Source organism: Mycobacterium sp., from assembly GCF_049647605.1.
GTDB lineage: Bacteria > Actinomycetota > Actinomycetes > Mycobacteriales > Mycobacteriaceae > Mycobacterium.
Genome location: NZ_JBARXZ010000136.1, coordinates 1 through 20013 on the forward strand (window position 1 = coordinate 1; position 20013 = coordinate 20013).

General features: G+C 66.7%; 20 protein-coding genes. 5 read left to right on the plus strand and 15 right to left on the minus strand.

Translation table 11 applies throughout. The features are described 5' to 3' along the window. From WBB07_RS17910 to WBB07_RS17920, 3 genes are all read right to left on the minus strand, one after another. On the minus strand, positions 1-287 hold a 287-nt coding region (locus WBB07_RS17910), incomplete at its 3' end, for a DUF732 domain-containing protein (protein WP_526309743.1). Continuing rightward, on the minus strand, positions 284-3187 hold the full coding sequence (locus WBB07_RS17915; protein ID WP_526309744.1) for an MMPL/RND family transporter: 2904 nt from the start codon (positions 3185-3187) through the stop codon (positions 284-286). The genes WBB07_RS17910 and WBB07_RS17915, both read right to left, overlap by 4 nt. Beyond that, entirely contained in the window at positions 3184-3609 is a 426-nt protein-coding gene (locus tag WBB07_RS17920) for an MmpS family transport accessory protein (RefSeq protein ID WP_526309745.1), read from the minus strand. Before WBB07_RS17920 ends, WBB07_RS17915 begins: the two co-directional genes overlap by 4 nt. Before the next feature lie 272 nt (positions 3610-3881). On the opposite strand from WBB07_RS17920, the gene WBB07_RS17925 reads away from it, so the two are divergent. Next, positions 3882-4556 carry a TetR/AcrR family transcriptional regulator gene (locus WBB07_RS17925; RefSeq protein ID WP_526309746.1) on the plus strand — a complete coding sequence of 225 codons (675 nt, stop codon included), beginning with the start codon at positions 3882-3884 and terminating at the stop codon, positions 4554-4556. Positions 4557-4560: 4 nt separating this feature from the next. Here the strand turns inward: WBB07_RS17925 and mnmA are convergent, their stop codons facing one another. The 6 genes from mnmA to WBB07_RS17955 all read right to left on the minus strand — a co-directional run bounded on the left by mnmA (position 4561) and on the right by WBB07_RS17955 (position 10484). Further along, positions 4561-5628: a tRNA 2-thiouridine(34) synthase MnmA gene (mnmA, locus tag WBB07_RS17930; RefSeq protein ID WP_526309747.1), complete on the minus strand. Its 1068-nt coding sequence runs from the start codon at positions 5626-5628 to the stop codon at positions 4561-4563. Next, a complete protein-coding gene (locus WBB07_RS17935; RefSeq protein WP_526309748.1) occupies positions 5628-6824 on the minus strand; it encodes a cysteine desulfurase family protein in 1197 nt (398 codons plus the stop codon). Before WBB07_RS17935 ends, mnmA begins: the two co-directional genes overlap by 1 nt. A 60-nt stretch (positions 6825-6884) precedes the next feature. Beyond that, complete coding sequence (locus tag WBB07_RS17940; protein WP_526309749.1) at positions 6885-7730, minus strand: lysophospholipid acyltransferase family protein; 846 nt, start codon at positions 7728-7730, stop codon at positions 6885-6887. Continuing rightward, positions 7727-8545, minus strand: coding sequence for a GNAT family N-acyltransferase (locus WBB07_RS17945; protein ID WP_526309750.1), 819 nt, complete (start codon positions 8543-8545; stop codon positions 7727-7729). The genes WBB07_RS17940 and WBB07_RS17945 overlap by 4 nt, the downstream gene beginning before the upstream one ends. A gap of 157 nt (positions 8546-8702) precedes the next feature. Continuing rightward, positions 8703-9659: an electron transfer flavoprotein subunit alpha/FixB family protein gene (locus WBB07_RS17950; protein WP_526309751.1), complete on the minus strand. Its 957-nt coding sequence runs from the start codon at positions 9657-9659 to the stop codon at positions 8703-8705. A 33-nt stretch (positions 9660-9692) separates the two neighbouring features. Next, positions 9693-10484, minus strand: a complete 792-nt coding sequence (locus tag WBB07_RS17955; protein WP_526309752.1) for an electron transfer flavoprotein subunit beta/FixA family protein — start codon at positions 10482-10484, stop codon at positions 9693-9695. Positions 10485-10711: 227 nt separating this feature from the next. Here WBB07_RS17955 and WBB07_RS17960 point away from each other — a divergent pair, with 227 nt between their 5' ends. The 3 genes from WBB07_RS17960 to WBB07_RS17970 are packed head-to-tail and all read left to right on the plus strand — an operon-like array spanning position 10712 to position 14294. Further along, on the plus strand, positions 10712-11524 hold the full coding sequence (locus tag WBB07_RS17960; protein WP_526309753.1) for a class I SAM-dependent methyltransferase: 813 nt from the start codon (positions 10712-10714) through the stop codon (positions 11522-11524). After that, the gene (locus WBB07_RS17965; protein WP_526309754.1) at positions 11521-13059 is read left to right on the plus strand and encodes a 1,4-alpha-glucan branching protein domain-containing protein; all 1539 of its coding nucleotides are present in this window, start codon (positions 11521-11523) and stop codon (positions 13057-13059) included. Before WBB07_RS17960 ends, WBB07_RS17965 begins: the two co-directional genes overlap by 4 nt. Further along, positions 13056-14294, plus strand: a complete 1239-nt coding sequence (locus WBB07_RS17970; RefSeq protein WP_526309755.1) for a glycosyltransferase family 4 protein — start codon at positions 13056-13058, stop codon at positions 14292-14294. Before WBB07_RS17965 ends, WBB07_RS17970 begins: the two co-directional genes overlap by 4 nt. A 29-nt stretch (positions 14295-14323) precedes the next feature. On the opposite strand, the gene WBB07_RS17975 is transcribed toward WBB07_RS17970, so the two are convergent. Genes WBB07_RS17975 through WBB07_RS17985 form a run of 3 tightly spaced genes read right to left on the minus strand, consistent with a single transcriptional unit; the run spans position 14324 to position 15749 of the window. Further along, positions 14324-14647 (minus strand): DUF202 domain-containing protein, encoded by a 324-nt coding sequence (locus WBB07_RS17975; RefSeq protein ID WP_526309756.1) that lies wholly within the window; start codon positions 14645-14647, stop codon positions 14324-14326. Further along, entirely contained in the window at positions 14644-14997 is a 354-nt protein-coding gene (locus WBB07_RS17980) for a DUF202 domain-containing protein (protein WP_526309757.1), read from the minus strand. Before WBB07_RS17980 ends, WBB07_RS17975 begins: the two co-directional genes overlap by 4 nt. 14 nt (positions 14998-15011) lie before the next feature. Further along, positions 15012-15749 carry an acyltransferase gene (locus WBB07_RS17985; protein ID WP_526309758.1) on the minus strand — a complete coding sequence of 246 codons (738 nt, stop codon included), beginning with the start codon at positions 15747-15749 and terminating at the stop codon, positions 15012-15014. Between the two features lie 105 nt (positions 15750-15854). On the opposite strand from WBB07_RS17985, the gene WBB07_RS17990 reads away from it, so the two are divergent. Further along, entirely contained in the window at positions 15855-17135 is a 1281-nt protein-coding gene (locus WBB07_RS17990; protein ID WP_526309769.1) for a BamB-related PQQ repeat family beta-propellar protein, read from the plus strand. A gap of 5 nt (positions 17136-17140) precedes the next feature. Here WBB07_RS17990 and WBB07_RS17995 read toward each other — a convergent pair whose 3' ends face one another. The 3 genes from WBB07_RS17995 to WBB07_RS18005 all read right to left on the minus strand — a co-directional run bounded on the left by WBB07_RS17995 (position 17141) and on the right by WBB07_RS18005 (position 20012). Continuing rightward, a complete protein-coding gene (locus WBB07_RS17995) occupies positions 17141-17812 on the minus strand; it encodes an esterase (RefSeq protein WP_526309759.1) in 672 nt (223 codons plus the stop codon). Positions 17813-17886: 74 nt separating this feature from the next. Next, positions 17887-19086, minus strand: coding sequence for a THUMP-like domain-containing protein (locus WBB07_RS18000; RefSeq protein ID WP_526309770.1), 1200 nt, complete (start codon positions 19084-19086; stop codon positions 17887-17889). Next, positions 19044-20012, minus strand: coding sequence for a class I SAM-dependent methyltransferase (locus WBB07_RS18005; protein WP_526309771.1), 969 nt, complete (start codon positions 20010-20012; stop codon positions 19044-19046). The genes WBB07_RS18000 and WBB07_RS18005 overlap by 43 nt, the downstream gene beginning before the upstream one ends. Position 20013: the final 1 nt, after the last annotated feature.

The window sequence follows — 20013 nt, forward strand, 5'->3', positions numbered from 1 at the left end:
GGGATGCCGGCGCCGACAAACTGCCAGGCCTGGTCGGTGGTGCTGCCTTTTTGGAGCTGATCGTGGACAAATTTTGCCGAGGCGAACGCGTCCGGGTCTTGGCCGTTGCGTAGCCGTTTGCACATGAGCTTGCCGATCCAGGCGTTGTAATCCTTCTGCCCGTAGATCCCGAAACCATGCAGCTGCTCGGCAAACGCCTCATCGGGATCGGCATGCGCCACCGGCGCCCCCGCGAACAACAACACCGCCGACGCCGCCAGACCGATCAACACATTGCGAGTCTTCATGAGCTGGCCACCAATTCAGGCTTGGGCCACGGTTTCGGCTTCGGGCGGGGACGAACATGCATCGGCCACCAGAACCACTTGCCCATGAGCGCGGCGATGGAGGGCGTCATCAGCGAGCGCACGACCAGGGTGTCGAACAGCAGGCCCAGACCGATGGTGGTACCCACCTGTCCGATGACGATCATGTCGCTGACGACCATGCCGATCATGGTGAAGGCGAACACGAATCCTGCTGCGGTGACGACCGATCCGGTGCCCGCCATGGAACGGATGATCCCGGTATTGATGCCGGCGGGGAGTTCCTCCTTCATCCGCGACACCAGTAGCAGGTTGTAATCGGCACCCACGGCCAGCAGCACGATCACCGACATCGGCAGCACCATCCAGCCCAGTGGGATCCCGACAATATGCTGCCACAGCAGCACCGACAGCCCGAAGGATGTACCCAGACTGAGAACGACGGTGCCGACGATGACGGCTGCCGCCGCCACGGCCCGGGTCAGGATCACCATGATCAGGAAGATCAGGATCAATGACGCGACCGCGGCGATCAACAGGTCGTAGTCCGCGCCCTGCTGCATGTCCTTGTACATCGCGGCACTACCACCGACATAGATCGTCGATCCCTCCAGCGGGGTGCCCTTGATGGCGTCGGCGGCCGCGATGCGCATCGGCTCGATGCGCTCGGTGCCGGTTTCACTCAGCGGGTCTCCCTGGTGGAACACCGTGAACCGCACCGCTTTTCCGTCCGGCGACATCATCAGCTTCATGCCTCGCTGGAAGTCGGCGGTCTCGAACGCCTCCGGCGGCAGGTAGAAGGTGTCGTCGTTGCGAGCGGTGTCGAATGCCTCGCCCATCGCCGTGCTGTCCTCCTGCATGGCGATGTTCTGATCCTGCTGCATCTTCTGAGCCTGGTACTGGTTCAGGATCATCTGCTTCTGGTTTTTCAGCGTCTGGATCTGCGCCGGCAGCACCGCCGCCATCTGCGGGGTGAGCTGGGCCATCTGCTCCAAATCTGGGACCAGTTCGGTGAAATCGTCACTCATCGTGCTGATTCCGTCGAGGCTGTCGAACACCGACCGAATCGACCAGCACATCGGGATGTTGAAGCAGTGCGGCTCCCAGTAGAAATAGTTACGCAGGGGGCGGAACTGGTCGTCGAAGTCGGCGAGGTGATCACGCACGTCGTTGAGGTTGTCCGACGTGTCGGCCATCTTGTCGGCCATCCGGCGGGTCACCGCGGCGAGCTGCAACGTGATGCGATGCATCTCTTCCATGGAGTCGATGCTGTTCTGCAGGTCGTTGGCCTGTTTGAGCGTGTTGTCCAGGACCAGCTGCTGGAAATCGTTGTTCATGATCTGGCCGTTGCCACTCTGGCTGATCGTGTATGCCAGCGAGGCGTGTTTGATCGGCTTGCCGTCGGGCCGGGTGATCGTGGTGACCGAGGCGATTCCGTGCACGCGGGTCAGCGCCTTGGCGATCTTGTCGATCACCAGGAAGTCCGCGGGGTTGCGCATATCGTGGTCGGACTCGACCATCAGCAGATCGGGGTTCATCTTGGCATCGGAGAAGTGCCGGTCCGAGGCCGCGTACCCGACGTTCGCGGGCACGTCGCTGGGCAAGTAGATGCGATCGTTGTAGGTGGTGTGGTACCCGGGCAGCGCCAGCAGGCCCACCATGCACAGCACCGAGGCCATCACCAGGATGGCACCCGGCCAGCGCACCGTCGCCGACCCGAGCCGGCGCCATCCGCGGGCACGGCCGGTTCCCTTGGGTTCCAGCACCTTCCCGAATCGGGTGACGATCGAGATGACTGCCGGCCCCAGCGTCAGCGCCGCCGCGACGACGATCGTCATACCGACCGCCAGCGGGAATCCCATGCTCTGGAAGTAGGGCAGCCGGGTGAAGTGCAGGCACGCCGTGGCACCGGCGATCGTCATGCCCGAGGCCAGCACCACGTGGGCGGTGCCGTGGAACATGTCGTAGTAGGCGGATTCTCGGTCCATCCCCGAGCGGCGGGCCTCCTGATAGCGCCCGATCAGGAAGATCGCGTAATCGGTTGCGGCGGCGATGGCCAGCGTCACCACCATGCTGGTGGCGAACGTCGTCAGACCGAAAACCTCGTAGTAGCCCAGGAATGCGACGATGCCGCGGGCCGAGAGCAGGCCTACGAACACCATCGACATCGTGATGAGCATCGTGACGATCGATCGGTAGATGATCAGCAGCATCACGACGATGATCATGATCGTGACACTCTCGATGGTCTTCATGCTGGCGTCACCGACGATGTTCTGGTCGGTGGTCAGCGCCGCAGGACCGGTCACGTACGCCTTGACGCCGGCGGGTTCCGGCGTGCTTTCCACGAGGTCACGGATCGCCCGCACCGACTCGTTGGCCAGGGTCTCGCCCTGGTCGCCCGAGATGAATACCTGCACATAGGCGGCCTTGCCGTCGATGCTCTGGGCACCAGCAGCGGTCAGCGTGTCGCCCCAGAAGTCCTGCACGTGTTGCACGTGGATGGGATCGGCCTCGAGCTTGCGAACGATCTCGTCGTAGTAGGTGTGCGCGTCCGGCCCGAGCGGGTCGTCGCCCTCCAGCACGATCATCACCGAGCTGGAGGTGTCGTACTCCTCGAACTTCTGCCCGACGTGCTTGGTGGCGATGAGCGCGGGCGCATCGTTGGGACTCATCGACACCGCACGCAGCTTGCCTACGTCTTCGAGCTGGGGCACCACGGTGTTGAGAAGTGCCACGATGACGACCCAGGCGAGGATGATCGGGACGGCGAAGGTCCGGATGAAGCGCGGCAGCTTAGGCCGTGCCGCGTGGCGGGCAACCGGCACGGCGTCGGTCGGCGCATCATCGGCGCCGCCGTTGTGTCGAAGGAGAGTCGTCATGCGGCCTTCACCAGGCAGTAAGTGGCGGCGTTCATTCCGTCGGCGGTCCTTTCGTCTTTCACCTCGTCGTCGACGGTGACGCGACAACTGATGGAGGACCCGTCGCCCTGGGCCATGATGTTGGGCATGACGGACGGCAACGTCGTCTCCAGGGTGAGTGTCCAGGGCAGGCTGACCTGGCCCGTTCGCTGAGGTTTACCGTCCAGATCGGCGTAGTTGATGGACGCGTAGGACCCCGTGCCGAAGATCTCGTACTTCACGACCTTGGGATTGAAGTTCTCCGCCGTGTCAGCGTCGATGGGGGTCACGATGGCGCCGTGCGACCCGAACACCGAGCGCAGGTTGGTCACGGCCAAGACGCCGATTGCCACCGCGAAGACCACCAGAACGGGCAGCCATACCCGCTTGACGACGGTGATCACCGTGAGCACTTCACGTGATCACCGTTGCCGTTCAGTGGCTTTCCCATTGGCTTCGCGCGCACGACTAGCACAGGCAAGGTGATGTCTTTCGGTGAGGGAGCGCCGCGAGCCACCAGTCGGCAGGCGAACTCATGAAAATCTAAGCCTGCAAGTGGATAGAGTCAATCCGGTTAAAGCGATTTCGTAAGGGACATCACTAAACTGGGTTCTGCATTTGACAAAACATATGCAGCCTGTGCAGCTACGGATGCCACATACGTACACTCGGCGTCATGACTGCCGAGGGTCCGGAGGCGTCGAGCCTTCGCAAGGATGCCGAGCGCAACCGACGCCGAATCATCGAGGCCGCCCGCGAGCTCTGCGCCACCCGCGGGCTGGAAGCCACCCTCAACGAGGTGGCCCACCACGCCGGTCTCGGCGTCGGCACGGTGTACCGGCGCTTCCCCACCAAGGAGGCGCTGTTCGAGGCGATCTTCCAAGACGGCCTAGACCAGCTTGTTGCGGTCGCCGAGACCGCGCTGGAGGCCGAGGATTCCTGGGAGGGGTTCGCCGGGTTCGTCTGGTCGATGTGCGAGTTGACCGCCACCGACCGCGGGCTGCGCGAGATGGCGTTCAGCAAAACGCACTGCGGGGGTCGTGTGGACGCGGGCCGCACACAGCTGCAACCGCGGATCTCGAAGCTGGTGGAGCGAGCCAAGCGGGACGGGTATCTCCGGCCGGATGTGTCGGCAACGGATATACCGTTGTGCGGGTTGATGACCGGCGCGGTGAGTGAGTACGCCAGCGAGGTGTCTGCCGACCTGTGGCGGCGCTACGTGTCGATCCTGTTGCAGGGAATGCGCTGCCGTCCAGGGCAGGAGCCGTTGGCCACCGACGCACTCAGCAAAGATGAATTACATATGGCGATGCATCGGTGGTCACCGGCGGGGGCAGGCGAATTCGGATAGTTGCTCAGCGGGTGATGGTGGCGCTGGCCAGCACTTCATCGCCGTCGGCATCGGGACGGTAGAGCACCATCGTCTGACCCGGGGCAACACCGCGCAGTGCCGTCCTCAGCTCGAGCTGAATCCGGCCGTCGACCACTTCGGCCACCACCGCCGCGATGCCGCCGTGGGCGCGCACCTGGACTTCGCACTCGACGGGGCCGACAAATGCGGTACCGGAGGTGAAGACCGGATCGACGCCGGTGAGCTCCCAGATCTCGAGGTCGGCGACGTTGCCGACGTGCACGGTGCCGGTTTCGGCGTCGATCGAGGTGACGTAACGCGGCTTGCCGTCAGGCCCGGGACCGGCGATACCCAGGCCCTTGCGCTGGCCGACAGTGAACCCGTGCACTCCGTCGTGTTCGGCCAGCACGGCGCCGCTGGAGTCGACGACCGAACCGCGTCGCACCCCGATCCGGGCCCCGAGAAACGCCTGGGTGTCGCCCGAAGGGATGAAGCAGATGTCGTGGCTGTCCGGCTTGTCGGCAACCGTGAGTCCGCGGCGGGCCGCTTCGTCACGAATCTGCGGCTTCGGGGTGTCCCCCACCGGGAAGGCCGCATGCCGCAGTTGTTCGGCGGTCAGCACCGCCAGCACGTAGGACTGGTCCTTGTCGATGTCGACGGCCCGACGCAGCCGGCCATCCGAGAGCCGCGCGTAATGCCCGGTGGCCACGGCGTCGAAGCCGAGAGCCAGCGCACGCGCGGACAGCGCGGAGAACTTGATGCGCTCGTTGCACCGCACACACGGGTTCGGAGTTTCACCGCGCGCGTACGCCTCGACAAAATCGTCGATGACGTCTTCCTTGAAGCGATCCGCGAAATCCCAGACGTAGAAAGGTATCCCGAGAACATCGGCGACGCGGCGCGCATCGGAGGCGTCCTCCTTGGAGCAGCAGCCGCGCGAGCCGGTGCGCAAGGTGCCCGGCGACGACGACAACGCCAGGTGCACCCCGACAACTTCGTGGCCGGCATCGACCATCCGGGCGGCGGCAACAGAAGAGTCGACGCCGCCGCTCATCGCAGCGAGTATCCGCATCAGCGCACCTGCCCTGCCGAGGCCAGCGCGGCCTGTCGGGCGCGCGCCACCGCTGCCGGCAGCACGTCCAACGCAGCGTCCACGTCGGAATCCACGCTGGTGTGCCCCAACGACAACCGGATCGATCCGCGGGCGGTCGCCGGGTCGGCGCCCATGGCGATCAGCACGTGGGACGGCTGAGCCACCCCAGCCGTGCACGCTGAACCGGTCGAACACTCGATTCCGTTGGCGTCCAGCAGCATCAACAGCGAATCGCCCTCGCAACCGCGGAAGGTGAAGTGCGCGTTACCCGGCAGTCTCGATTCAGGTGACCCGTTGAGCACCACGTCGTCGATCGTGGTGAGCACTCCGTCGATCAACCGGTCACGCAGCACGCGTACCCGCGCACTGTGGTCCTCCATCGCCTCGACGGCCGCCTTTGCCGCCGCCGCCATGGCGACCGCACCGGCGACATCGGCTGTGCCGGAACGGACGTCGCGTTCCTGGCCGCCGCCGTGCGTCAACGGGGCACACGCGGTGTCGCGGCGCAGCAGCAGCGCACCCACACCGATCGGACCACCGAACTTGTGCGCAGACACGCTCATCGCCGCCAGACCGCTGTCGGCGAAACGCAGCGGAACCGCGCCGATGGCCTGAACCGCGTCGCTGTGCATCGGGACGTCGAATTCAGCGGCCACCGCGGCGAGTTCACCGACCGGGAACAGGGTGCCCACTTCGTTGTTGGCCCACATGATGCTCACCAGAGCCACGCTGGGGCCGTACTCCACCAGCGCCGCGCGCAATGCCGCGGCGGTGACGGAGCCGTCGGCCTCGGTGGGCAGGAACGTCACCTCGGCGCCTTCGTGCTCGGTCAGCCACTGCACTGCGTCGAGCACTGCGTGGTGCTCGACGGCGGTGGTGATGATGCGGCGCCGCAGGGGGTCGGCGTCCCGGCGCGCCCAGTAGATGCCCTTGATCGCCAGGTTGTCACTTTCGGTGCCGCCCGAGGTGAAGATCACTTCCGAGGGCCGAGCGCCGACCGAGGCGGCCAAGGATTCGCGGGCCTCCTCCATCCGCCGCCGCGCCGCCCGGCCCGAGGTGTGCAGCGAGGACGCGTTGCCGAGGGTGCCCAGCACCGCAGTCATCGCCTCGATGGCAGCAGGGTGCATCGGGGTGGTGGCGGCGTGATCGAGATAGACCGGCTTCGCGGGGCTCATGGCCCGTCCAGGATAGCCGTAGAACCGAGTCGAATTCGCAGCCGAGTATCTTGCCGCAGTTCAGGCAGCCAAGGCGTGCCGGTGCTGCGTGTCGGGCCTGGCAGACCCGCGGACCGCGGCTTCACACCGCGCTGCCAGGGTCCGGCGGTCACCGACGGGCAACTGCAGTGACTGCACCTGGACATGCACGATGGTGCGGCGCGCCACGATGAGGCGACGGATCGACTCGAGCAGGGTGTCTTCGCCGATGAACGCCGGCACCGTCGAGGTGCGCCCGTCGCGGTGGTGATAGCTCAACTTCAGTGGCTGCACCGGTCGGCCCGCATCGATGGCCGCCTGGAACATGGCCGGCTTGAACGGGCCGAAGGCCAGCCCGCACCAGGTGGTGCCCTCCGGGAATGCGACAACGGTGTGTCCGGCCCGCAGCCGGGTACAGATGGCTGCCACCACTTCGGGCAGCCGGCGCAGGCTGGACCGCTCGATCGGGATGACCTTCATCAGGCGTGCCAGCCGCCCCAGAGCCGGCCAGTCGATCAGGTCGGCACGCGCGACGAACGAGCCGGGCAGCACCGCCCCGATCGAGAAGATGTCGACCCAGGACACGTGCGGGGCGACCACCAGCACGCCGCGGAGGTTACGGATCGGGCCACCGGAGACGGTGATCCGCACTCCGAGACAGCGCAGCACCAGGCGGCAGTAGCCGCGCTGGATGTGTGATCGTCCCGGCAACGGCACCGCCAGCAGCGGCAGGGCCGGGATCAGTATCAGCGTCAGCATCACCCGAAGTGTGGTGCGCAGCGCCACGACGGTGCGCCGGCCCGTATCGGCGGCCCCGGCGCTCATGCAGCTCTCGTCGCACGTCGCGCGGGGCAACCAGGCGTGCTCGACGGTTGTGGGGGCGCTCATGACAGGGCGCTTTCTGCCGCAGACATCGACCGGAGCCGCTTCAGATAGCGGGCGTCGGCCTGGGACTTCGCCAGCAGCGCCGGGAAGTCGCCGACCCCGAAGTCCGGGTCGTGCGCCGGCTCGCCACACACCTTGGCCCCCAGGCGCAGATAACCGCGCATCAGCGGAGGCAGTGTCGGGCGGGCCGGCGGTGCGATGTCGTCGAGGGTCAGGCCGTCGAGCACCACCGGGCGGTACGGCCGCACGGTGTACTCGGCGGGCGCGGCGTGCCGCCGCGACACAAAATCGCGGACGCCGCGGACCTGGCTGCCCGGCTCTCCGCCGCCGTGTGTGGGAACCGAGACACAGCCCGTCACGTAGTCGTAGCCGCTGCGGTCGAGGTAGGCCAGGATGCCTGCCCACATCAAGAGCACGACGGCGCCGTTGCGGTGGTCGGTACGGACCACCGCCCGGCCCATCTCGACCAGCGACGGCCGCAGGGGATCCAGGGCACGGACATCGAATTCCGTTGCGGTGTAGAGCCCCCCGGCTGCAATCGCTCCTGGGGGTGGCAGCATCCGGTAGCACCCGACGAGTTCACCGGAGATGTCTTCGCGGACCAGCAGGTGGTCGCAGTATTCGTCGAAGCGATCGGCGTCTTTACCATCGATGCAATTGGTCAGCGCGAAGCCGGGTTCCGAGGTGAACACGTCATGGCGCAGGCGTTGCGCTGCCTCGATCAGTTCGGCGTCGGCGGACAGCAGCAGTGTGTAGCGCGGAGTTTCCGCCGAGGTGGTGGGTTGATCAGCGGGGATGAGAACAGCTGCAGTGCTCATACCCAGGACGGTCGCGCAGCCGTTCAGCGCCAGGGCAATCGGGGCGTGACGTGTCCGTGCACGGTAGGTGACGAGTTGTCTCCGGCCTCTGCAAGACAGAACCCCGGCGCCGCCAAGTGGCGCCGGGGTTCTGCGTGTTCTCGAGATACGGCTGGAATCAGCCCTTGCGCTTCTTGATCGCTTCGGTGAGCTGCGGGGCGACGTTGAACAGGTCGCCGACGATGCCGAGGTCGGCGATCTCGAAGATCGGCGCCTCTTCGTCCTTGTTGACCGCGATGATCGTCTTGGACGTCTGCATGCCGGCCCGGTGCTGGATGGCACCGGAGATGCCCAGGGCGATGTAGAGCTGCGGCGAGACCGTCTTACCGGTCTGCCCCACCTGGAACTGGCCCGCGTAGTAGCCGGAGTCGACGGCGGCGCGGGAAGCACCCACAGCACCGTTGAGCGAGTCGGCCAGTTCTTCGACGACGGAGAACTTTTCCGCGCTGCCCACACCGCGGCCACCGGCGACGACCACCGAAGCCTCGGTGAGCTCCGGGCGGTCACCGGCGACGGCCGGCTCGCGCTTGGTGATCTTGGTGGCGTTCTCGGCGGCGGCGGGCACCTCGACGGTGACCTGCTCACCGGCACCGGCGGCCGGTTCGGCGTCGACCGAACCCGGGCGCAGGGTGATCACCGGGGTATCGCTGGTGACCTCGGCCTCGACGGTGAACGCGCCACCGAAGATCGAGTGGATGCCCTTGCCGCCCTCTTTGACCTCGATGACGTCTACCAGCAGTCCGGAACCGATGCGCGCGGCCAGCCGGCCGGCGATCTCCTTGCCGTCGGCGCTGGCGGCCACCAGGACACCTGCCGGGGTGGCCTGCTCGACCAGCGCCGCCAGCACGTCCACGTAGGGGGTCAGGAGGATCTTGTCGACGTCGTCGGATTCGGCGACGTAGATCTTGGCGGCACCGGCCGCCTTCAGACCGTCGACAAGACCGGCGGCGGCGCCCGGGGTGCCGACCACAACGGCGGACGGTTCGCCCAGGACGCGAGCGGCGGTGATCAGTTCGGAGGTGACCTTCTTCAGGGCGCCTTCGGCGTGCTCGACGAGCACAAGTACTTCAGCCATGGATTCTTCAGCCTCTGATGTCTCGTAGGTGTCTTAGATGAGCTTCTGACCGACCAGGTACTCGGCGATCTTGGATCCACCGTCACCTTCGTCGGTGATCTTCTCGCCGGCGGTCTTGGGCGGCTTGGGGGTCGCGGACAGCACCTTGGACCCCGCATTGGCGACGCCCACCTCATCGGCCTCGACACCGATCTCGGCGAGGGTGAGTGTGGTGACTTCCTTCTTCTTGGCGGCCATGATGCCTTTGAAGGACGGGAAACGCGGCTCGTTGATCTTCTCGTTGACACTCACGATGGCAGGCAGCGTTGCCTCGAGGGTGAACACACCGTCGTCGGTTTCGCGCTCGCCGGTGATCGTGTCCCCGTCGACGGTCAGCTTCCGGACGTGGGTGAGCTGCGGCAGGCCCAGGTACTCGGCGATGATCGCCGGTACCGCTCCACCCACACCATCGGTGGCTTCGTTACCGGCGATGACCAGCTCGACGCCTTCGACGGTGCCCAGCGCCCGGGCCAGCGCCCAGGCGGTCTGCACGACGTCAGAGCCGTGCAGCCCGTCGTCCTTGAGATGCACCGCCTTGTCGGCGCCCATGGACAGCGCTTTGCGGATGGCCTCGGTGGCCCGCTCGGGTCCGGCAGTCAGCACGGTGACCGTTGAATCCCCGCCTTGTTTTTCCTTGATCAGCAGCGCCTCTTCGACGGCGCGCTCGTTGATCTCGTCGAGCACGGCGTCTGCGGCTTCACGGTCGAGGGTCCAGTCACCCTCGGACAGCTTGCGCTCCGACCAAGTGTCAGGGACCTGTTTGATCAGGACCACGATATTCGTCATGACTCTGTTTCGTCCTCCTTGACGGGCCTCATCGCCGGCCGAAACCGTGACGAGGAGCCTTGTGCCTACAGCCTGGGTTCGTCCCACTCGCAATGTTACTAGTCGGTAACTTATGGTGGTCCGTTCGTTCACCATAGCGGGTCGTCCTGCAGGTTCTTACCCCTATCGGCCCTCGTCGAACCGCGGGGGCTAGGGATTGGGTTGGCTTCGGGTTAGCCTGCCTTCCAATGAGCTCCTTTGTCACCGACGGCGCCGGTAGTAACGCCGCAACTGGAACAGGTTCTACCCCGCATGAGGGCTTGGCACTCACCGGGGAACGCACCGTGCCCGGACTCGATATCGAGAATTACTGGTTTCGCCGTCACGAGGTGGTGTACCAGCAGCTGACCAACCGGTGCGTAGGGCGTGACGTGCTCGAAGCCGGCTTCGGCGAGGGATACGGCGCAGACCTCCTGGCCGGCGTCGCCCGGTCCGTGATCGGCGTCGACTACGACGAGTCGGCCGTCGCCCACGTGCAGTCGCGGTATCCGCGGGTGCAGGCCATCCAAGGCAATCTCGCCGAGTTGCCACTGGAGGCGGAGTCCGTCGACATTGTGGTGAACTTCCAAGTGATCGAGCATTTGTGGGATCAGTCACAATTTGTCGGCGAATGCCGTCGCGTGTTGCGCCCCGGCGGAGTGCTGCTGATGTCGACGCCCAACCGCATCACCTTCTCTCCCGGCCTCGACACCCCCCTGAACCCTTTCCACACGCGCGAACTCAACGCCGCCGAGCTCACCGAGCTCCTGGTGACGGGCGGGTTCACCATGGAAGCGATGCTCGGTGTCCACCACGGTGCCCGGCTGCGGGAACTCGACGCCAAACACGGCGGCTCGATCATCGACGCCCAGATCACCCGGGCACTCGCCGACGCGCCCTGGCCGGCCGAGCTGCTGGCCGATGTGGCCGGAGTCGTCACCGACGATTTTGATCTCCTCGACGACGGTGTCGGCGACATCGATGCGAGCCTCGATCTGGTGGCGATCGCGGTGCGACCGTGACCCCCGCCGTCCCCGGTCTCTTCACCCTTGTCCTGCACACGCATCTGCCGTGGCTGGCCCACCACGGGCGCTGGCCCGTCGGCGAAGAATGGCTGTATCAGTCATGGGCCGCGTCGTACCTACCGCTGATGCGCGTGCTGCGTTCGTTGGCGGCAGAGGATCGCCGCGGCGTCCTCACCTTGGGACTGACCCCGGTGGTCACCGCCCAGCTCGACGATCCGTACTGCCTCGACGGAATGCATCACTGGCTGGCCAACTGGCAGCTGCGCGCACTGGAAGCGACCACACTTCGCGACCGGGAGTCATTGCGCACCTTCGGCATTCACGAACACAACGAAGCCGGTCGGGCGATCGAGGATTTCGAGACCCTGTGGCGTCACGGTGCCAGCCCGTTGCTGCGGCAGCTGATCGACGCAGGCACCGTCGAACTGCTCGGCGGCCCCCTGGCCCATCCGTTCCAGCCATTGTTGAATCCGCGTCTTCGGGACTTCGCCCTGCGTGAGGGCCTAGCCGACGCCCAACAACGATTCGCCCACACGCCGACCGGGATCTGGGCACCCGAATGTGCCTACGCCCCGGGCATGGAACGCACCTACGCCGCGGCGGGCGTCGGCCATTTCATGGTCGACGGCCCGTCGCTGCACGGCGACACCGCGCTCGGCCGGCCGGTGGCCGAATCCGATGTGCTGGCCTTCGGCCGCGACCTGCAGGTCAGTTACCGCGTCTGGTCACCGAAATCCGGATACCCGGGACACGCCGCCTACCGGGATTTCCACACCTACGACCACACCACGGGCCTCAAACCCGCCCGGGTCACCGGCCGCAATGTGCCGTCGGATGCCAAGGCGCCGTATGACCCGCAGCGCGCCGACGCCGCGGTCGATGAGCACGTCACGGACTTCGTCGACATGGTGCGGCACCGCTTGACGTCCGAGAGCCGGCGCCTCGGCCGGCCGGCCCACGTCATCGCCGCATTCGACACCGAACTGTTCGGGCATTGGTGGTACGAGGGTCCACGGTGGCTGGAGCGGGTGCTGCGCGCCCTGCCCGAGGCAGGTATCCAGATCGGCACCCTCAGCGATGCCGCCGCGAGGGGCTTTGTCGGTGATCCGGTCCAATTGCCGCCCAGCTCATGGGGTTCGGGCAAGGATTGGCACGTGTGGTCCGGCGATCAGGTGGCCGACCTGGTCACCCTCAACACCGAGGTGGTGGACACCGCACTGGCGTCCGTGGACAAGGCGCTCGAACAGAGCGCGCCCGGGGTTCCACCGGCCCGCGATATCGTCGCCGACCAGATCCTGCGCGAGACCCTGCTGACGGTGTCCAGCGACTGGCCGTTCATGGTCAGCAAGGACTCCGCCGCGGACTACGCCCGCTACCGGGCACACCTGCATGCGCACGCCACCCGCGAGATCACCGGTGCGTTGGATTCGGGCCGGCGGGAGGCGGCCGTGCGCCTGGCGCAGGGCTGGAACCGCGCCGACGGCCTCTTCGGCGCGCTGGACGCCCGCCGGCTGCCGAGAAGGCTGTCATGAAGATCCTGATGGTGTCGTGGGAGTACCCGCCGGTGGTCATCGGCGGCCTGGGCCGCCATGTGCACCATCTGGCGACCGAACTCGCCGACGCCGGGCACGAAGTGGTGGTACTGAGCCGCAGGCCCACCGGAACCGACCCCAGCACCCACCCCACCACCGACGAGGTGGTCGAGGGAGTTCGGGTGGTGGCGGCCGCGCAGGACCCCCACGAGTTCACCTTCGGCACCGACATGATGGCGTGGACGCTGGCGATGGGGCATTCCATGCTGCGCGCCGGCCTGTCGATCCGCGTGCGGGGCCGAACCTGGCGCCCGGACATCGTCCACGCCCACGACTGGCTGGTGGCTCACCCGGCGATCGCCCTGGCCGAGTTCCATGACGTGCCATTGGTGTCCACCATCCACGCCACGGAAGCCGGCAGGCATTCCGGCTGGGTGTCGGGTCCGATCAGCGAGCAGGTACACGCCGTGGAGTCGTGGCTGGTTCGCGATTCCGACTCGTTGATCACCTGTTCGGCTTCGATGTCCGACGAGATAGTCGAGCTGTTCGGCCCCGGCCTTTCCGAGGTGCGGGTGATCCGCAACGGGATCGACACCGCGGGTTGGCCTTTTGCACCACGCACCCCACGGAACGGGCCGGCGGAGCTGTTGTTCGTCGGTCGGCTGGAGTACGAAAAGGGAGTCCACGACCTGATCGCCGCGATGCCACGCATCCGTCGTACCCACCCGGGAACCACCCTGACGGTCGCCGGCGAAGGCACCCAACAGGACTGGCTGGTGGAGCAGGCTCGTAAACACAAGGTGCTCAAGGCCATCGAATTTGTCGGACATCGCGACCATGCCGGTCTGCTGGCACTGATGCACCGCGCGAGCGCCGTGGTGCTGCCCAGTCACTACGAACCGTTCGGCATCGTCGCATTGGAGGCCGCCGCCGCGGGCGCGCCGCTGGTGACCTCCGATGTCGGCGGCCTGGGCGAGGCAGTGATCAACGGACTGACCGGATTGTCGTGCCCACCCCGCGATGTTGCCGCACTGACGCGTGCCGTCCGCACCGCCCTGGATGATCCGGCCGCCACCCAGGACCACGCCGTTGCCGCCCGCGACCGGTTGACGTCCGACTTCTCGTGGCAGACCGTGGCTTCCGAGACCGCCCAGGTCTATCTGGCGGCCAAACGCCGGGAACGTGACCCCCACGCCCGGCGGGCCGTGGTGCAGCGGCCCCTGCCGGGGCGCTGAGAGCCGACAAGAACTCCGGCCGGCCGGTGTCAGAGACGTCCGACAAAAACCGCCGCCACCGACACCACGATGAGCACCAGCACGGCGCCGGTGACCAGGTAGACCTCCGTCTGCGGTGTGATCCGTTGCGGCAGTGGTTCTCTGGCCAGGATCCGTTGCCGGTGTAGGCCGATCAGGTAGGTCAACACCGCCACCAGGACGGCGATGACACCCGCTGCGAGACCGAATCCGGCCCGGTGATCGGCGATGTCGTGGGCCATCAGCAACGCGCCGTTGACCAGCACGGCCAGCGAGGTTCTTGTCCATGCCAGAGAGGTTCGCTGCGGCTGCAGGCCGGGATCACCGGCAGTCAACCGGTAACCACCTTCACCAGCGCAACACCGAGAATCAACAGGCCGATCAGCCCCAGCCCCACCGCCAGATATACCGGTACCGCATGGCGGGGCAAGGCCGTCCCGCGACGCATCGCCTGATCGACCTGACGCCACCGCAACAAACCGGCCACCGCGGTCAACACCGCCAGCACCGCCAGCAGCGAGCCGAGTAAATAGCGCCCACCCGGCACGGCGGGATCGCTGACGAACTGGATGACGGCGACGGCGGCGGCCAGCAACCCGAGCGCGGTGCGCTGCCACGCCAGGAACGTCCGTTCGTTGGCGAGGGTGAACCGGTAATCGGGTTCGGTCTCGTCGGCGTCGCCCATGTCGGCTCCGGCGGTCAGCGGGCGGCTTTTTTGCGTTCGATATCAGCGAGCGCGGCGGCCAATTCGGCGCGCTCGGCAGCCGAGGTCTCCCAGGCGAGCTTGCGGTTCTTCACGACCTTGGCGGGTGCGCCCACCGCGATCGAGTGGTCCGGGATCACGCCTTTGACCACGGCATGTGCACCCAGCACGCAGCCCCGGCCCACCGAGGTGTCACGCAGGACGGTGACCTTCGCCGCGATCCAGGTGTCCGGCCCGATCCGCACCGGCCCTTTGACGATGCCCTGATCCTTGATCGGCATGTTGATGTCGTCCATCTTGTGGTCGAAGTCGCAGACGTAGCACCAGTCGGCCATCAGCACCGAATCGCCGAGCTCGATGTCGAGATAGGTGTTGATGACGTTGTCGCGTCCGAGTACCACTTTGTCTCCGATGCGCAGCGAGCCCTCGTGACAGCGGATGGTGTTCTTGTCGCCGATGTGTACCCAGCGACCGATCTCGAGCTGTGACATCTCGGGAGTGGACTGAATCTCGACGTTCTTGCCGAGGAACACCATTCCGCGGGTGATGACGTGTGGGTTGGCCAGCTTGAACTTCAGCAGTCGCCAGTACCGCACCAGGTACCACGGGGTGTAAGCCCTGTTGGCCAGCACCCATTTCAGTGAATCCCGAGTCAGGAACCGGGCCTGACGGGGATCGCGTAGCCGCGAACCGCGCCAACGCTTGTGGATCGGCGAGCCCCACATCGTCGTCATGGGCGGAAAGCCTACGCGAGGGCGCCGCCGGCTCGGGTTACCCTCGGTGGGCTTTCGAGATCAGCGGAGAAAGGACCACATCGGGTGCACCGGCGATTCGTGCCTATGGCGGTGGCATTGCTGGGCGTAGTACCCATGGTGTTCGCCACTGCCTGCGGCAACAATGACTCCTGGGTTGACGCCGCGCCGTCGGCGGGCTGGCCGGCACCGTACGGCGATGCCGCCAACAGCAGCTACGTCCCGCAACCCGGCGCCACTGATCTGCAGTTCGACTGGAGCCGCTCGGTCAAGGGTGCGTTGGGTGCCGCACCGGCACTGAGCTCCGGTACCGACTTGGCCGCCAATGCGCAGAGCGCGGCGGGGTGCTCGCTGATGTTGTGGGAGAACGACAACACCGGCCGGCAGCGCTGGTGCACCCGGCTCGTGCAGGGCGGCGGATTCGCCGGCCCGCTGTTCGACGGCTTCACCAACCTCTATGTGGGCCAGCCCGGCACCATCATGTCCTACCCCACCACCCAGTGGATCCGGTGGCGCAGTCAGGTCATCGGGATGCCCCAGACGCCACGGTTCCTCAGTGCCGGTGAGCTCCTCGTGGTCACCCACCTCGGGCAGGTCCTGGTGTTCGACGCCCACCGTGGCACGGTCGTGGGCAACCCCCTGGACCTGGTGTCCGATCTCGATCCGACCGATTCCGAACGCGGTCTGGCCGACTGTGCATCCGCCGGGCCGGATTGCCCGATCTCGGCGGCACCGGCGTTCTCCCCCGAATCGGAGATGATCGTGCTCGGCCTGCGCCAACCAGGCGCGCCCACCTCGACGCTGGTGGGGTTGCGCTACCAGCCCGGGCAGCGACCACTGCTGGCGAGGGCCTGGACCAGCGACGCGGTCTCCGGTGGGGTGCTGTCGGCGCCGGTGTTGTCCGCGGACGGGACCACCGTCTACGTCAACGGCCGCGACCGGCAGCTCTGGGCGCTCGATGCCACCACCGGCACCGTGAAATGGTCGAAGCCACTGGGCTTTCTGGCCCAGACTCCGCCCACGGTGTCCCCGGACGGCCTGATCATCGCCGGCGGCGGCCCGGACACCGCGCTGCTGGCCATCCGGGACACCGGGGAGGCCGGTGAAGAGGTCTGGCGCGATGATGCGGTGGAGCCACTGACCACATCCAGCCGCGCCGGCGGCGTCGCCTACACCGTGGTGCGGGACGGTACCGGCGAGCAGGGTGGTCAGGCGCTGCTGGTGTTCGATCCCGCTGACGGCGACAACCTGAACAGCTACCCGCTACCGGAGGCCACCGGCTTCCCGGTGGGGGTGTCGATCGGTGCCGACGGCCGGGTCGTCACCGCCACCAGCGACGGCCAGGTCTACAGCTTCGCCCCGGAGTAGCGTCCTCAGAGCTGCAGGGGCGGAACAGCGCTGCGCGGCACCCGGGACTGCAGTGCCCCGGCAGCCTCCGGCAGCAGCTCCCCCTGGCCGAAGTAGAAGATCAGCGCATCGTCGGTGATCACGAAGTTCTGGTAGTGCGTCGGGTCCAGCCCGTCGGACAGCGGTGAGATAGATGCTTGACCGAGTTGCTGGGTGAGGTCTTTCATGACGATCGGGTAGATGGCCTCGATCGGTTTGGAGCCCGTCGGGAAGAGATTGTCAAAGGTGATGGGCGCCCGCGTGGCGGTGTCGTAGTTGAACGTCTTGTACCAGGTAGATGGGTGCGCACCGCCGACGTTCTGGTACACCTCCAGGACCACCGACTGGGTGCTGCCCGTGCTGTGGCGGGTGGACTTGACGTCCAGGGCGTACGGCAGATTCCGGTTGCCCGGCATATCGGCCACGTTGACGAAGCCGTCGCGGGTCTGGTTCAGGTACGCCGACAATCTGGGGGTGTCCGGATAGTTCACCGGAAACACCATGTCGAGCAGGTACTGCGGGTTCGAGACGTGCACCTGACACATCTGATCCGCGCTGACGGTACCGCCGAAATCGGTGCACAGCGGCGCGGCCCCGGCGGTGGCCGGGCTGATCAGAGCAACGCCGGTCAGAGCCGCAGTCGCCAGCAGTGTGCGCATCGTCGTTTCCTAGTTGACCTCGGGGTGCGCCGGGACCCGGCGTCCGACAACAAACGTATGCACAGCGTACGTGGCTACCGCGACGCTCTGCAGACAAATGCCGTGGCACGGCTGTCGCGGCCGGTACCGATCCGAGTGATCACCACCGACAGCGGCTGCCGCCCTTTCTGCCGCAAACTGCGCCTCAAAGCGTCGGGATCCACGCCGACACCACGCACCAGGATCTCCAGTGCTCCACAGTCGAGAGCCGAAAGAGCCTGCCGCAGCTTCTTTTCCGTGAACGGGAGCGTTTCGAGCACTTCGAATCCGCGCACCCCGGCCGGCAGCCGGTCACCGGTGACATAGGCGATGTCGGGATCCAGCTGCCACATCCCGTGACGCGCCGCGTATTGACGTACCAATCCGGCGCGGACCACCGCCCCATCGGGGTCGACGATCCAGCGGCCTGCGGGTCCGACCTGGCAATCGTCGGGATCGGCGTCGGTGAACTGCTCACCGGTGTCGAGCACCGTGGCCCGTCTGTGCACACCCGGCTGCGCCAGTGAAGGCGACCACAGGCAGGCCTCCCGAACCGAGCCCGCCAGCGAGGTGAGCTCGATCTCGCCGCGGAACCCCAGCTCGGTGAGCCCGTCGAAATCGATTCCGGGAGCGCACTTCACCACCAGGTCGCGGTCGCGGTACACCTCGAGCACCCGGTCGAGGCCGGGTGTGTAGGCCCGCGGATCGAAGCGGCGTGTTCCGCCGCTGCGCCGCGCCGGGTCGATCAGCACAACGGCGTCGGCGGTGATCGGCGCCAGTGCGTCAGCCCGGCACAGCAGCACCCGACCGTCGAGATTGTGCGCGGCCATCGCCAGCCGGACCGGATCCAGATCGCTGCCCACCACCGCCTCGGCCACCTCGCCGAGCACCGCCAGTTCAGTGCCGATGGAGCAGGTGGCATCATGCACCACCCGCCCGGCCAGCCGGCGCGCCCGGTGGGCGGCCACCGCCGTCGCGGTGGCCTGTTGCAGCGCCTCGTCGGTGAACAACCAGGTATCGGCACCGGCCAGTTTCACCGATGCGCGCCGCCGCAGCAGCGTGGTCTCGATCAGTGCGGCCGCCCGGTGGTGGTGCCGGGAACGCACCTGTGCCACCGCGGCTACCCGATCCGCCAGCGACAGCTCGGCGACGTCGTCGAGTGCGGCGCCGCCCTGCGCCGACGTCAGGTAAGCGACGTCGTCCAGGGTGAAATCTAGGACGGCTTTACCCCGGTGACCATCACGTTGTAGAACCAGCCCTTCGGGACCACGTTGCGCCACACGTTGGCATCCACCCACGACAGTGTGGTCCAGCTACCGAACGCAAATTTGGCCCAGCCCCAGCCCAGCTTTCCGGGCGGAACCGCGGCCTCGAAGGTGCGCACCGGCCAGCCCAGCATGGCAGCGGTGAACTCCTCGCTGGCGGTGGCGACCTCGACGGCCCCGGCGTTGCGCGCCATCCGTTCCAGGTCGTGCGGGTCGAAGGTGTGCAGGTCCACCACAGCCTCCAGGGCTGCGGCACGGGACGACTCGTCGAGCTCGGTCTGGGGCCGGCGCCAGCCGCCCAGGCCGGGCAGCTTGGTGACGTTGGTGGCCACCCGCCAGGTCAGGGTCGACAACTGGCGCGCGTAGGTGTTGCCCACCGCCGTCGGCTCCCCCGCGAACACGAATCGGCCGCCCGGCTTCAGCACGCGCACCACCTCACGCAGCGACAACTCCACATCAGGGATGTGGTGCAGCACCGCGTGTCCGACCACCAGGTCGAAGGTGTTGTCCTCGTATGGAATTCCCTCCGCGTCGGCAACCCGGCCGTCGATGTCGAGTCCCAGGGACTGGCCGTTGCGGGTCGCCACCTTCACCATTCCGGGCGACAGATCGGTCACCGAACCACGACGGGCCACCCCGGCCTGAATCAGATTCAGCAGGAAGAACCCGGTCCCGCAGCCCAATTCGAGGGCCCGGTCATACGGCAACTCACGCTGCACGTCGTCGGGAACGATGGCGTCGAACCGGCCGCGGGCGTACTCGACGCAACGCTGGTCATACGAAATCGACCATTTGTCGTCGTAGGACTCGGCCTCCCAGTCGTGGTAGAGCACCTGGGCCAGCTTGGTGTCGTGGCGCGCCGCCTCCACCTGCTCCGCAGTGGCATGCGGGTTGGGTGCCGGATCCGCCTCGGTCATT

Coding starts and splice junctions, on each gene's coding strand:
- WBB07_RS17980 (WP_526309757.1), bottom strand. CDS start 14,997: ATGGGCGACGCCGACGAGACCGAACCCGATTACCGGTTCACCCTCGCC.
- mnmA (WP_526309747.1), bottom strand. CDS start 5,628: ATGCGGATACTCGCTGCGATGAGCGGCGGCGTCGACTCTTCTGTTGCC.
- WBB07_RS17940 (WP_526309749.1), bottom strand. CDS start 7,730: ATGAGCGCCCCCACAACCGTCGAGCACGCCTGGTTGCCCCGCGCGACG.
- WBB07_RS17985 (WP_526309758.1), bottom strand. CDS start 15,749: ATGACGACGATGTGGGGCTCGCCGATCCACAAGCGTTGGCGCGGTTCG.
- WBB07_RS17995 (WP_526309759.1), bottom strand. CDS start 17,812: ATGCGCACACTGCTGGCGACTGCGGCTCTGACCGGCGTTGCTCTGATC.
- WBB07_RS17945 (WP_526309750.1), bottom strand. CDS start 8,545: ATGAGCACTGCAGCTGTTCTCATCCCCGCTGATCAACCCACCACCTCG.
- WBB07_RS17960 (WP_526309753.1), top strand. CDS start 10,712: ATGAGCTCCTTTGTCACCGACGGCGCCGGTAGTAACGCCGCAACTGGA.
- WBB07_RS17950 (WP_526309751.1), bottom strand. CDS start 9,659: ATGGCTGAAGTACTTGTGCTCGTCGAGCACGCCGAAGGCGCCCTGAAG.
- WBB07_RS18005 (WP_526309771.1), bottom strand. CDS start 20,012: ATGACCGAGGCGGATCCGGCACCCAACCCGCATGCCACTGCGGAGCAG.
- WBB07_RS17970 (WP_526309755.1), top strand. CDS start 13,056: ATGAAGATCCTGATGGTGTCGTGGGAGTACCCGCCGGTGGTCATCGGC.
- WBB07_RS17955 (WP_526309752.1), bottom strand. CDS start 10,484: ATGACGAATATCGTGGTCCTGATCAAACAGGTCCCTGACACTTGGTCG.
- WBB07_RS17925 (WP_526309746.1), top strand. CDS start 3,882: ATGACTGCCGAGGGTCCGGAGGCGTCGAGCCTTCGCAAGGATGCCGAG.
- WBB07_RS17915 (WP_526309744.1), bottom strand. CDS start 3,187: ATGACGACTCTCCTTCGACACAACGGCGGCGCCGATGATGCGCCGACC.
- WBB07_RS17990 (WP_526309769.1), top strand. CDS start 15,855: ATGGCGGTGGCATTGCTGGGCGTAGTACCCATGGTGTTCGCCACTGCC.
- WBB07_RS17935 (WP_526309748.1), bottom strand. CDS start 6,824: ATGAGCCCCGCGAAGCCGGTCTATCTCGATCACGCCGCCACCACCCCG.